The organism is Neptunomonas antarctica, assembly GCF_001305295.1.
GTDB lineage: Bacteria > Pseudomonadota > Gammaproteobacteria > Pseudomonadales > Balneatricaceae > Neptunomonas > Neptunomonas antarctica.
In genome coordinates this window covers 186,132-199,796 of record NZ_LJSI01000015.1, presented here as the reverse complement: position 1 = coordinate 199,796, position 13,665 = coordinate 186,132, and the positions used below count along the sequence as shown (strand labels likewise).

Sequence of the window (13,665 nt, the reverse complement as noted above, 5' to 3'; positions counted from 1 at the left end):
GTCAGCGTTCTTTGAGCAGATGAAGCAAAGTGGTTTTCAGCTTTAAGGGTTTAACGGGCTTATTCATCAGAATGTAGCCCAGTTCGCGTATTTCTTGTTTCAGATCTTTATTGTAGTTCGCCGTAATCATCAGCACCCGAAGAAGCTGATCCCGCTGCTCTGCGACACAACGTGCTGCATCTACACCGTTTTTTCCGTCATCCAGATGATAATCCGCAACCAACAGGTCGACCGGATCCCGCGCTGGATTCACCCGCTCCAACAGCTGTTCCAAAGACAATGCGGTGGTCACATAACAGCCCCAGCCTTCCAGCAAGGTCTGCATGCCCTCACAAATGGCCTGATCATTATCGATCACCCAAATATGCGCACCCCGCAAGCAATCAGAAATCGTTTGCTGGCGATACTCTGGCACCGCTGAATAAAGCGCCAACTCACCATACGGGACCTCTACGGAAAAAACGGAACCTTTGCCTTCGATAGAACGTACGTTTATCGGATGCCTGAGCACACTGGAAATTTTATCCACTATCGCCAGACCCAGTCCCAAACCTTTATCACGCCCCTGATCCTGCGGGTTAAGCCTGCGAAACTCCTGAAAAATTTCCTGCAATTGTGCCTCAGGGATACCCAACCCTGTATCCCATACCTCAATCGACAGCGTTTGAGATTTACGCCGACAGCCGAAAAGAATCTGCCCTTTTGCGGTATAGCGAATAGCATTCGAAAGAAAATTCCTAAGAATTCGTGCCAATAATTGCGAATCACTGGAGATCACAACAGATGAAGGTATATAGCGCATGATCAGGCCATCATGCTGAGCAAACTGACTAAATTCGTTGGCAATATTTTCCATCAACTCACTCGCACGAAAGGTGGTGATATCGGGAGTGACGACGCCTGCATCCAGCTTAGAGATATCCACCAGCGTTCCCAGCAGCGATTCAACATCGCCCAACGCATGTGTGACTGAATTAACCAGCGGGCGCGTATCGCTGCTGAGTGGTTTTTCCGCTAAGGCGCCGGTAAATAGTCGCGCCGCGTTTAACGGCTGTAACAAATCATGACTCACCGCGGCCAAAAATTTAGTTTTCGACAGGTTAGCCTGTTCAGCATCTTTTTTTGCTTCTCTTAAGCGAGCCTCTACATGTGTCCGCTCTTCGATTTCAGACAATAAATGCTCATTAACGGCAGTCAGTTCTGAAGTACGTTCGCCGACGCGCTGTTCCAGGCTTTGATAAGCTTCTTCCAGCTCTAACGCCACTTTGCGGCGATCCGTAATGTCCCGGATCATCACGAAAAAACCAACCGTTTTGCCATCAGCACCCAAATTAGGCACATAGGATTTGAGCATATGGCGTTGCTCGTCAGCACTGTTACGCTCGGCGATATCAAAGCTAACGTTTTCACCTGACAACACCCGTTGAATATAAGGCTGTAGCTCTCTGAAGTTATGCGCGCCATGTACTTGTTTAATGCTTTCGCCCGTCAGCTTGCCACGCTCCCAGCCGTACCATTCATCATAAACTTTATTGGTAAAGCGGTAGCACAGGTCATCACCCACATAGGCAATCAAGGCCGGAACATGGTCGGTAATCAGACGGATCCACTGTTCGCTCTCTTTCAACGTTTCAGCGTATTGATAACGTTCGGTAATATCAGTGTAAGTATTTACATACCCACCATCGGGCATAGCATGGGTACGAACCTCGATAATATGGTCATTATGACGCATCACATTAGAGGTATCAGATTGACCTCCCTTCGCTCTTGAATCATGGAAATGCCTGAGATTAAGCGCACGAAAAGGAGGCAAACACTCCGCCTGCTCCCTAGAAACACCGGTTAAGCTTAAAAAGCGATCATTCCATATTTCTAACTGATCACTGGCATTCACTAAAGCGATACCTTGCGACAAGTTATCAACCATGCGTTGTAATAAGCGCGATTTTTGCGCCAGTTCGACTTCGCGGCGTTCAGTTTCAGCCGCTTTTAACTGACTGATGTCAGTATACAAAACAACCATACCGCCATCGGCAGTCGGCCGTTCACTCATCTGTATCCATTGCCCGGCAGCCAGACGGAATACTCTATGGCCATCGCCCGCTTCACCGTATTCTTCCGCAATCAAGCCATGTTCAACCGCTAAGCGACGAATGTCCTGAATCGTTGTTCCCGTGGCAATTTTCTGACCCGTTTCTTTCCAAACGGACTCAAATTTACTGTTACAGAGCACAATACGCCGCTCCCGATCAAACAGTACAAAAGCATCCGATATACTTTCTATAGCATCCACCAGACGCTGATTGGCAAGATCGGCTATCTGGTTCGCATTTTTCAGCGCCTGATGGCTGATCTTCAATTCAGACAGGGCGTCATTGAGTGCTTCCGTTCGCTCCCGCACCTGCTCAGCCAGCGCAACGGAATGTTCAAAAGTGGCGTAGGGATTAGCATTTTGCGCATTCCCCGACTCAACCCGCTCAATCAACGCCTGATTGATACGCTTGAGCTTGTAATTTTCCTTCTCTAACTGCGCCAATCGCACAGCTTGCGCAGTTTCAGTCATCAGCAGGGCTCCCAATCACAACGCCGGTAAATGTCTGGTTGATATGCATCCCTTCTAAATGCTCGCCGTATGTATTAAAACCTACCACCTTATGTTGTCGAAATAGTTCTGATGCTTCGGCGGCTATGCCCAGATGCTCTATTTCAAGACGGCGCAGGAAACAGTCACAGCCAATAATCAACTGAGGAGAACCGATATTTTGCTCGATGCATTCAAGCTCTGTTGTCAGGTTCTTTAAAATATCATCACTATGCATACGGGTAAGCACGATACCGTTCTCAACAGCACAGTAAAAAGTCAGACTTAGATCAGCATTAACTTTTTGAATCGCTCGCACATAAAATTCATTACCAATCCGCACCGCCAGCGGGTTTAATGCGAATACTTCAGGGTTCAGATCAGCCACACTCAAACCAATCAGACTGGCGTACTCTTGTGCGGCCGGTTCGGCATTCAACTCATGCACCCGTCGGTTATCACGGTCGGCGGCGGTCACTACCAGCTTCTCACTCAACGGTTTAAGGTGGTGCGTGGTAAACACTTCAAATTCACAGTCAGTATTAAATAACAGAACGACTGCCGCGCCAGTATGAAAGGCACCATGGGCAAATACATGCGTATTCGCCAGATGAATATCATCACCGGCGGAGCCTCCAAAGTGGGGAATGTTACCCAGCGCCGAACTCAGTGTTGCCAGCACTTGCTCTTCCTGTACCGACAAACCATCCAGCAGCGTCAATACAAAACTATTACCTTTAATCGGGGCCAGTTGTTTCGCCCGGCCTTTATTGATAAACGACTCAACCGTCGATTGCGCCTGAGTTAAGGATAAATTATCCATCGCCTCAATCAACGATGCTTCGACAGCAAAGTGGTGACGATTAAAACCAATCGCACTGATCGCGCCCTGTGCATAACCTTGCGCTGTGATTTCTCCCGCCGTCGTACATCCCGCCAGCGGGACAAGATCAAAAGCCTGATTCATTGCCTCAGCCAGATGCGCAAGATCATATTCAGCGGAGCAGAAAAATAGCACGAAGCCTACATCATTATGCACCAGCTGTTGCTGCAGCTCAGCGGCGGCTAAAAATGGATCACTGTGGTTTGAAAACCCTGTGACAATCGCTTTTGACATAGAGGATTTATACATAGCAGCTTCAGACATAAAGATGGTCATCCTAATCTGATAAGATATTAATGCAGTCTAGGCAGACTACTCTGCGGTTCACATACTACTTGTGAACTAATTCTTTACATAACAACGTTAATTACGTTCGTAGCGACAAGATATGCGTTAATAATGCGCGTAATTTGCCAGGTTTCATCGGCTTATTTAACACCTGCAGCCCTTGCGCGCGAAACTGCTTAAGGCTGTGGTCGGCACGCTCTGCGGTTAGCAATGCCGCCGGTATCTGGTAGTTGAAATATTGATCTAAAGATTGCCGCGCATCCAGACCTGTCTTGCCGTCGTTCAAATGATAATCCAGCAGCAACACTCTGGGAACAATCTGCCCCTGCTGGCACAACGCAATGGCCTCTTCTGCATCAATAGCGATATAAACCTTGAGTCCCCACTGCGTCAACAGCGCCTGCATACTGATCAGAATATCCTGATCATTATCCACCACCAGTATCGCTTCACCGTCAAACTGATTGTTACCCGATACCTGGCCTACCGGCATTGGAAGCGAAACATCCGCGTCTGCCAGCGGCACCTTAATAGAAAATACTGATCCCCTATCGGAACGTGAGTGCACCCCTATCGGGTGATCGAGTACGCGTGCTATACGCTCGACGATAGCTAACCCCAGACCCACGCCGGTACGCATACCATTACGATGCTGTTCGAGTTGATTAAACTCCTTAAAAATATCCACAATACAGCCATGCGGAATGCCTTCACCGCTATCCCACACCTGTATTTCAAGCTGTTGACCGCGTAATCGGCAGCCGACTAATACCCCACCCGTATTAGTGTAGCGCAGTGCATTGCTCACAAAGTTGCGCAATACGCGCATCAATAAGTGGGCATCAGAAAAAACCACCTGATCTGTTTTTCGAATGCGCAAAACCAGTCCGGCACTCTCGGCAACCGGTTGAAATTCTGTTTGTACTGCATTTAACAACTGCGAAAGATGAAACGCACAAGGATCGGACTGTACCGCGTTCTGATCCAATTTTGAGATATCCAACAGATCCGTCAGTAAATCCTCTGCGCCTTCCAGCGCGACATGAATCCGCTCTACCAAATGATTATCAGCCGCCGCCAACTCCCGCTCTCGTAGGGTAGACACCAGTAGCCGCGCCGCATTCATCGGCTGTAACAGATCATGGCTAGCGGCCGCTAAATATTTGTCTTTACTGACATTCGCGTCTTCGGCCTGCTCTTTCGCGACCTGTAACTGTTGCTGCGCTACTTCACGTTCGCGAATTTCATCCCACAGTTTGCTATTGACCGTCGCCAGCGCATGGGTACGTTCTTCTACCCGCTGTTCCAGTTCTTCATTTAGTTTTTTTAAGCGTGCCTGATCATTTTTCCGTTCACTGATATCCTGCACGAAGACCTCCAGCGTGACATCATCAGCGTCTCGTTTCAGCAAGGCATTCATCGAGACAAAAATGGCATTGCCATCGGCTTTAAACAAGCGCGTTTCGTAACGGTGAACTTTACCGTCCCGGCTCAACAGCATCAGTAGCGTCTTGTAAGCCTGTGCATCAACAAAAAGTTGCTGATCGATCGCCGTTATTTGTTCAACTAAATGATTGGCAGACGAATAACCACACAATGCAGCCATCGCAGGGTTTACTGTTCTGAATCGCCCCGACAAATCTGCCTGAAAAATACCATGCAGCGCGTTATCGAATAACCATTTATAGCGGTTACGTTCAGCTTCCAGTTCATCCAGCTTTTGCGTAAGTTCCGGATAATAGTTTTTACGGGCAGAATGGTTTCCGAGGCCAATCAGGTCCTCAAAGGTTGCATTGTTTCGCTCAGAGCGCTTCTTCATACACGACTTCAACATCTCGTTGGCTGGATTTACGCGGGTTTGTGAGAATACAGGGGTCTCTGAGCGCTTTTACCGACAATGTCGGAATATCCGACACACTGACACCATGCTCTGATAATTTCTGAGTTAATCCCACTTCAGCCTTCAGCGCAATAACATGCTGCATTAGGCGCTGCTTGATCTGTGGCGTGGTTAAGCCACGGGTATCAATACCCATAGTTTCAGCAACGACTTTGAAACGATCAGTCGCTTCTGAGTAATTAAAATCAATCACATGCTCCAACAACATCGCATTGCACAAGCCATGCGGCAGGTCCAAAAACCCGCCCAAACTATGCGACATCGCATGCACAGCACCCAGAATCGCATTGGAAAACGCCAATCCGGCTTTCATTGATCCCAGCATAATCTGTTCACGCAGCTGCATATCCTGAGGATTAGCCACCAGCGGAGCAATATTCATATTAATCAGGCGAATGGCATCTAATGCGTGCATGTCAGTCAAAGGCCCTGCACCGGTAGAAACGAACGCTTCAATCGCATGTACTAATGCGTCAATACCCGTGCAAGCACTCAGAAAAGCATCCATGGTTGCTGTTGTTTCCGGGTCAATTAAAGACACATCCGGCACAACCGCTTTACTGACAATCGAGAATTTAACCTTCTCATTCTGATCAGAAATAATCGCAAATTGTGAGACATCCGCCGAGGTTCCGGCCGTTGTAGGTATAAAAATCAGCGGAGGAATGGCCACATCAATTGTATCGACGCCCTCAAACTCCAGAATATGCCGACCATGAGCACTAACGATACCAATCCCTTTGGCGCAGTCCATCGGACTCCCGCCGCCAACCGCCACAATCACATTGCAGTGCTCTTCCTGATAAAACTGCGCGCCAGCCATCACCTCCTCACAACGAGGGTTGGGAGACACGGCGGTAAAGGTGGCGTAGGGAATGCTCTGCTCTTCAAGACTGTGGATAACATCATGCAGCCAGCCGGCTTTTTCAACACCAGGATCAGAGACAATCAGCACCTTACGCGCACCAAATGTGCGGGCATAATTACCCACCGTATGGCGCGCTCCGGCACCAAAAATTATTTCAGGAGAGACAAATTTACGTAGATTAGAAACATCAGAGCGCATCGACGGGTACTCAGGTAACTTCTTTTTATTAGACGTCATGATCAGCTGACGCACATACACAACAGAGACTACAGAATATGAAGTTTACGCTGTTTTTACAATGAGCCTTATGTGCCATCCAGTCTTACAGCTACGCAGCTACCCCCTACTAAAAGCCTACGATAATAGCCATCGTAAGCTTAGGATATGACGCCCATCACATGTAAAACGGGCACCATTTTCGTGGAAGAAAATAAAAAGCCGACCAAAATGTGTTAGGCTGTCGGTCCTGGCATACGAGTTACCAAGTATTTTTATCTTGCTTGACCAGTTCGAGCGCTTCCCTAAGGCGTTTTCTCGAGATCTCGCGTTTCATCGGCGGCCTGCCCGCCCTCGGCTTTCTGTTTCTCCCCACAGATGCGTCTTCATTATATTGTGCCATCGGTTTACCCGAATTTGGTGCATCTCACCGCGGAACCTCATAGCTGGACCGTTGCCGGTTCGAGCTGAGCGTTTTTCCGCTTTTAATCGTCGTTCGGGCCGCTTTCGCCTGACGCACGATACAACCCCTGTAAACAGGAGTCATTATGAGTTTTAGAGTTGCCATTTTAGGCGCTGGCCCGAGCGGTCTGGCCCAACTACGTGCTTTTGAAGCAGCCCGCGACGCTGGCGCTGAGATTCCCGAGATCGTCTGCTATGAAAAGCAGAGCGACTGGGGCGGTATGTGGAACTACACATGGCGCACCGGCCTGGATGCCTATGGCGAACCCGTCCACGGCAGCATGTATCGTTACCTATGGTCAAACGGCCCAAAAGAGTGCCTGGAGTTAGCGGATTATAGCTTCGAGGAACACTTTGGTCGTCCTATCCCGTCCTACCCTCCGCGCGCCGTGTTACGCGACTACATCATGGGACGCGTCGCCAAGAGCAATATGCGCCAGTACATCCGTTTTAACACAGCCGTGCACTGGGTTGCCCATGACGAAGCCACCGACAAATTTGCGGTCACAGTGCGAGACCTCAAAAAGGACGAACTGAGTACCGAAGAATTCGATCATGTGATTGTCGCTACCGGACACTTTTCGACTCCCAATGCTCCCTATTTCGAAGGTCTGGAACAGTTTCCAGGTCGTGTGCTACACGCCCATGATTTCCGTGACGCTTGCGAGTTCCAGGGTAAGGATCTGCTGCTGATCGGCAGTAGTTACTCGGCGGAAGATATCGGCACCCAGTGCCACAAATACGGCGCCAAATCGGTCACCTTCAGCTATCGCTCCAGCCCCATGGGCTTCGACTGGCCTGAGTCATTCAGCGAAGTGCCCTTGCTCACCGGCGTGACCGGCAAGACGGCGCACTTCAAGGATGGCACCAGCAAAGAGGTTGACGCGATCATTCTGTGTACCGGATATCAGCATCACTTCCCGTTTTTGCCCAACGAAATGACGCTGACCACGCACAACCGTATGTATCCGGAAGGTCTGTACAAAGGCATCATTTCCCTGGCCAATCCGAAGCTGATATTCCTTGGCATGCAGGATCAGTACTACACCTTTAACATGTTCGACGCCCAGGCATGGTATGCCCGTGATGTGATGCTCGGTCGCATCACACTACCGTCAAACGAAGCCATGCTGGCCGATAGCCGTGAATGGGTCGCCCGCGAGCTGAAGCTCGCCGATCCCACCGAAGAGATCGACTTTCAGGCAGCTTACATACTCGATTTGATTGAGCCTACCGACTACCCCGCTTTCGATGTGACCCGTGTCGCCGAAATTTTCAAGCAGTGGGAACACGACAAAGAAGCGGACATTCTCGGCTATCGCAACAAGAGCTACCGCTCAACACTGACCGGTACTCTGGCGCCCGTGCATCATACGCCATGGATGGATGCGATGGATGATTCTCTGGAAGCCTTCCTCAAAGAAGACCAATCAGAGACGGCAAAGGAGTCTGCATGAGTCAATCGACCCTGAGCCCAAGCCTGAACCCTAGTCTAAATCCTAAACTTAGCCAGGCGCGATCACGCTTTACCGCCAGCAGCATACGCTGGGGCTTTATGTGGGCCTTATGGGCCGCCGTGCTCTGGGGTGCCTGGTATGTGCCAGGATCCGCCGTTTGGTATGAAGCTCCCTATGTTAATCTGAGCTTCGATACCAATGCCGAGTTTCTACTGGCAGCTGCCGTGCTAACCACTTTCAACGCCATTACCGTACTGTTCTTTCTGTTTGTCTGGAATGGGGTATTGGGAAAATTGGGCGAATACGTCCGCACCATCAGGCAGATGCGTCATATATCCAAGTGGTTCTTCATCGGTGCCATATTTGGCGGCCCGATGGCCATCTTTGGCTCGTATCTGGCGATAGGCTACATAGGCGGGGCCTTCGCGGCCATTTCAGCGTTGATGTATCCCATCATCGGTGCCACCTTAGCCAGACTCTGGTATCAGGAAAAGATTACCCGGCGTGCAGCGGTGGGTATCTTCATCATCCTTGCTGGGGGAGTAACGGTATATGCACCCGGTATTATTGCTGAGATCACCGGCACCGGAGAAGCCGGCTGGCTTGGCTATCTGGGCGGCGCAATGGCGGCCATTGGCTGGGGTGTAGAGGGCGCAATCGCGGGACGCGGGCTAGATGTGGCCGATCCGGATGTGGGTATTACGGTGCGATTCACGGCCGAAGTCCTGTATTGGGTTTTGCTTATTTTACCCGCAATCTTCATCTTCACCGACCAACCGGTCGTGGAACTGGTCATTGCCACATTTAACTGGGCGGCCATCGGCTGGCTGATGCTGGCAGGCGTCACCTTCGCCTTCTGCTATGTCTCCTGGTACAAGTCGTTCCCACTGATAGGCGTCGGCCGAGGGCAAGCGATTGCTGCATTGTACGGGCTTTTTGCCGTGATATTCCTCGCCGCGTTCACTCTCGAATTTCCCGAGTGGAACTTCTTAGCAGGTTTGTTCCTGTTTGTTACAGGCGGGTTTGTCATGTTCACGGAAAGTGACGAAGTGTTAGAGGTCGTGCGTGCCGTATCGACCGATACCAAAACGACGACCGCCACCGCTACTGCGGTCAACTCGTAATCATTGGAGCACACCCCATGAAGAAACTGCATATGAAGGGCCGCATTCTCCAGCTGATCAATGATCAGCAGCATGTCGGCATCTGGGACTGGCAAATCAGCGACGCTGTGATGCGCGAATACGGTCTTAGCGGTGCCTACTGGCGCGGCAATACCCGCGTTACTCTGGCCGATTTGTTCTCCAGCGGCATCATAGAGAGCGTTGAAGAGCAACTCGACGACCGGGCGTATTTTGGCGCAGGCCGGATATTGTTCAAGTTCAGGCTTAACGACTTCGGTCGGCAACGCATGCGCGACACTGCACTGGCCTGATAGCCGGTGCTACCTAACTAAAAAAGGAGATATTATGTCTGATTTTTGGGGTTTTCCGGGGGCTGATATGCTCGCCGTTGCCGTCATTATCGTGCTTAGTAGTTTTGCCCTATACCAGGCACGTACCTTCGTAACCAAACTCTAAATAACACATCTAAACAACACCTCTAAACAGCGGGCACTGGCCGTCCTTCCGGACGTGCCAGCGCCGGTTTTGATCAAGAAAGAGGTGTCTTTTTACTCACTATTTTTTGTCCCAGCGTTACCACCGCCAACACTAAGGCGCCAGCCAGTAAGCCAATCCCAAAATTCAATAACGTAGGCGTTAGTGCCCCCATAATAGAACCCACAGCAGGTAACATTTCAACCTTACTTTCAGCCCCTTCAATCAAATGATGCAATACCGGAATACCGTGCGAGATGATGCCGCCACCCACCAGAAACATGGCGACGGTACCCACAACTGCCAGGCCTTTCATCAAATACGGAGCTGCGATCAAAATATTACGGCCAACGCTACGCTGAAATTTAACCCAACTACCCCCACCCTTTTTCCGCATTAAATATAAGCCCAGATCATCCAGCCTCACTATTCCGGCCACAATGCCATAAACACCGACAGTAACGACTAATGCGATACCAATGAGTACGATAAGCTGCGTCAGTAATGGGGCCCCTGCCACGGTCCCCAGCGTGATAACAATAATCTCTGCAGACAAAATAAAATCGGTACGAATAGCGCCTTTGATTTTCTTTTCTTCGAACGCCACCATATCTACATTAGCATTATCTACTGCTGCTGCTAGTTCAGCATGATGCACTTTATCTTCATCAGCGCTGTGCAGGTACTTATGAGCGACTTTCTCAAAACCCTCGTAACACAGAAACAGCCCGCCCAGCATTAACATTGGAACTATCAGCCACGGCAGAAAATAACTAATCGCTAATGCGCCCGGCACCAGAATGACTTTATTCAGCAGGGAACCTTTCGCCACCGCCCAGACGACCGGTAACTCACGATCAGCCTTTACGCCGGATACCTGCTCTGCATTCAGTGCAAGATCGTCGCCCAATACACCCGCCGTCTTTTTGGCAGCCACTTTGGTCATCAACGCCACGTCATCTAGCAGCGTCGCTATATCATCAATTAAGACTAACAGGCTGGATCCGGCCATTTTTTATTTCCTGAATAAAGTAATCAATACAGGTGAGAAGCATAACGGATTCTTATGCTAAATGTTTTACTGCAATAATATTGCACCCATAAAAAAACCCGCACAAGTGCGGGCAAAAAAAGGATGTCGGAAAACAGTAATGATGGTGATACATACCAGAATGCACAGAAATAAAAACGTGTGCGGTAACAAACAACGTGCCTATTATGCTACTTTTTATACATCGGAAAACTACTGCAAAAGCGTAAATGTCTTACTACTCTGGTGGCTATACTTAAGTAGTAATTAGCGCGAGTGTATTGGTTAATACAAGCTATGAATAAACGACTTAAGATTAATCATAAGACGCTAATAACTGATCGTCTGATAAATTGATGACACTCGCCATAAGTACATTGAGGACTGGCGTGGATAACTCTGGCTGCACACGCGGATAGCGAGGAGCATCCCTATCATTGAGTGCCGGACACTCCCAGCCTTTTGTCAGTGCTATAAACTCGGCAGCAAAGTCATGACCATGTTCGATACAGCCTGCCAGAATGACGTCGGCATAACTCAGGGCAATAGGACATGCTTGTGTTGGCGGTACAATTTCATGCGCATGATAGATCCATAACGTACCTTCGGGTAAATCAATTTCCTGATACGTTTCTATCTGATGCCGCTCAATTAAAGAACGCTGATATCCTTGCTCGCGTCGGTCAAAATGAGGAATCTCACTTTCGGGTACTTCAACCAACACACCATTACAATAAGCCCCTTCTCTCTGTACCACAGCGACTGAGCTCATGCCAAAGTCAACAGACATCACCGACCATGACCTTTCATAGCCACAAATTCTAACCGCCAATACCTTACCCGACTCGCCTGTTACCGCACGACTCAGGCTATTAATTAAACTACCGTACCCAAAAATGAAATGTCTATCCAGCTTACTCATTCAACCCCCTTTATTTCCACCTACGCGCCTACTCCAGACTCCTTACAGCCTGTCTGCCGTAGAAGAAACCCCTGCATAAATACAATCATACTTGGCTTCCTCAGCGTAATCCGCTACTTTAGACACCTTATACTCATTTTCTGTATGGTTTTATTGTCATATGCGCCAAGTACTCATGTATGCGGATCTTGCCTGGTCCCGTTTACCTTCATTTCATAAGCTTCTTTCTCTGATTTTGACCCTGTTAGTTTTACTGGTGATATTTCTGGGCAGAAGCAACGCACCTCAAACATTGACACTGCCGAAGCTGACCATGGCAGAAAGCAATATTGACGAGCAAGAATTCAAAGCGAGCAGCAAATACCCTGCAAATTACGCTTATACCATCGCAGGCGGGAACACGCTCAGTAATATTTTTGACCTGCTACGTATCCCACAATCTACTATGTATGAAATTCTGGAAACCGATCAGACACTGCTCGCATTAGATACGTTAAAACCAGGTAATAAATTACGTTTTTGGTTAAATCCGCAAACACAGCAGCTGGATAAGCTCGAAATTGAGTTCAATCTTGCTCAAAAAGTTATTTACCAACATGTGGATACCGGAGGTTTTGAATACAAACAACTGATACTCCCCGGCACCTGGACGCAGGAAGTGCTCGCCGGGGATGTCAAAGGTAGTTTTTATAACTCAGCGGCGCATGCAGGGCTAGACGCCGGCGATATTATGGAAATATCATCACTGCTTAAGGAAAAAATTAATTTTAATCGCGGCTTCCGTCTCGGTGATACTTTTCAGATAGTACGCTCAAAACAGCTGGTTGATGGTGTAGAAACAGGCGAAACACGCCTTGACGGTATTCGTCTGGTCAATAAGAAACGCGAGATAACCGCTTTTTTGTACAAAGACAGCTACTACGATACAGAAGGCATTGGCCTTGAACGTGCCTTTTCACGCTACCCCCTCGCCAGAAAATTGCGTATCACATCGAACTTTAACCCTAATCGCCGCCATCCGATCACACATCGGATCCGACCCCACAATGGCACCGACTTTGCGGCACCCATTGGTACGCCGGTATTAGCGACGGGCGATGGTGTCGTTATTGACGTAATAAAGCATCCTTATGCCGGTCTCTATATAAAAATCAAGCATGGGCAGAAATACAAAACCCGTTATCTGCATCTCAAAAAAGCCTATGTCCACAAAGGACAAACGGTGTCACGCGGGCAAAAAATTGCGCTATCAGGTAATTCAGGTCGCTCCACCGGCGCACATCTTCACTATGAGTTGCATATCAATAACCGCGCGGTCAACGCGATGCGTGCTGATATCCCAATCATGACGGAAATAGAAGGTAAAGATCGTATTGCCTTTAAACAACTGGTCGCTAAACAACGCAAAAAAATGGGCTAGCAACTAAGGGGTTCGGATTTCCTAACCGTTGGCCAAA

10 protein-coding genes are annotated in these 13,665 nt (G+C 48.9%); 4 read left to right on the top strand and 6 right to left on the bottom strand.

What is annotated here, in order from left to right; genetic code table 11:
• Position 1: 1 nt before the first annotated feature.
• The 4 genes from Nant_RS01210 to ercA all read right to left on the bottom strand — a co-directional run bounded on the left by Nant_RS01210 (position 2) and on the right by ercA (position 6,760).
• Positions 2 to 2,566: a PAS domain-containing hybrid sensor histidine kinase/response regulator gene (locus tag Nant_RS01210; RefSeq protein WP_054339810.1), complete on the bottom strand. Its 2,565-nt coding sequence runs from the start codon at positions 2,564 to 2,566 to the stop codon at positions 2 to 4.
• Positions 2,559 to 3,731, bottom strand: a complete 1,173-nt coding sequence (gene nosP / locus Nant_RS01205) for a nitric oxide-sensing protein NosP (protein WP_054339809.1) — start codon at positions 3,729 to 3,731, stop codon at positions 2,559 to 2,561. The genes Nant_RS01210 and nosP overlap by 8 nt, the downstream gene beginning before the upstream one ends.
• 103 nt (positions 3,732 to 3,834) lie before the next feature.
• The gene (locus Nant_RS01200) at positions 3,835 to 5,574 is read right to left on the bottom strand and encodes a PAS domain-containing hybrid sensor histidine kinase/response regulator (RefSeq protein WP_054339808.1); all 1,740 of its coding nucleotides are present in this window, start codon (positions 5,572 to 5,574) and stop codon (positions 3,835 to 3,837) included.
• A complete protein-coding gene (gene ercA / locus Nant_RS01195; protein ID WP_238377038.1) occupies positions 5,558 to 6,760 on the bottom strand; it encodes an alcohol dehydrogenase-like regulatory protein ErcA in 1,203 nt (400 codons plus the stop codon). The genes Nant_RS01200 and ercA overlap by 17 nt, the downstream gene beginning before the upstream one ends.
• Before the next feature lie 527 nt (positions 6,761 to 7,287).
• Here ercA and Nant_RS01190 point away from each other — a divergent pair.
• From Nant_RS01190 to Nant_RS01180, 3 genes are read left to right on the top strand one after another with little or no spacing between them, the layout of a single operon-like run.
• Positions 7,288 to 8,658 (top strand): NAD(P)-binding domain-containing protein, encoded by a 1,371-nt coding sequence (locus Nant_RS01190; RefSeq protein ID WP_054339806.1) that lies wholly within the window; start codon positions 7,288 to 7,290, stop codon positions 8,656 to 8,658.
• A complete protein-coding gene (locus tag Nant_RS01185) occupies positions 8,655 to 9,782 on the top strand; it encodes a DMT family transporter (protein ID WP_054339805.1) in 1,128 nt (375 codons plus the stop codon). The genes Nant_RS01190 and Nant_RS01185 overlap by 4 nt, the downstream gene beginning before the upstream one ends.
• Positions 9,783 to 9,799: 17 nt before the next feature.
• On the top strand, positions 9,800 to 10,093 hold the full coding sequence (locus Nant_RS01180) for a hypothetical protein (protein WP_054339804.1): 294 nt from the start codon (positions 9,800 to 9,802) through the stop codon (positions 10,091 to 10,093).
• Between the two features lie 218 nt (positions 10,094 to 10,311).
• On the opposite strand, the gene Nant_RS01175 is transcribed toward Nant_RS01180, so the two are convergent.
• Positions 10,312 to 11,268 carry a DUF808 domain-containing protein gene (locus Nant_RS01175; RefSeq protein ID WP_054339803.1) on the bottom strand — a complete coding sequence of 319 codons (957 nt, stop codon included), beginning with the start codon at positions 11,266 to 11,268 and terminating at the stop codon, positions 10,312 to 10,314.
• 334 nt (positions 11,269 to 11,602) lie between these two features.
• Entirely contained in the window at positions 11,603 to 12,208 is a 606-nt protein-coding gene (locus tag Nant_RS01170; RefSeq protein ID WP_054339802.1) for a gamma-glutamylcyclotransferase family protein, read from the bottom strand.
• A gap of 160 nt (positions 12,209 to 12,368) precedes the next feature.
• Here Nant_RS01170 and Nant_RS01165 point away from each other — a divergent pair, with 160 nt between their 5' ends.
• Positions 12,369 to 13,628 (top strand): peptidoglycan DD-metalloendopeptidase family protein, encoded by a 1,260-nt coding sequence (locus tag Nant_RS01165; protein WP_238377037.1) that lies wholly within the window; start codon positions 12,369 to 12,371, stop codon positions 13,626 to 13,628.
• Positions 13,629 to 13,665: the final 37 nt, after the last annotated feature.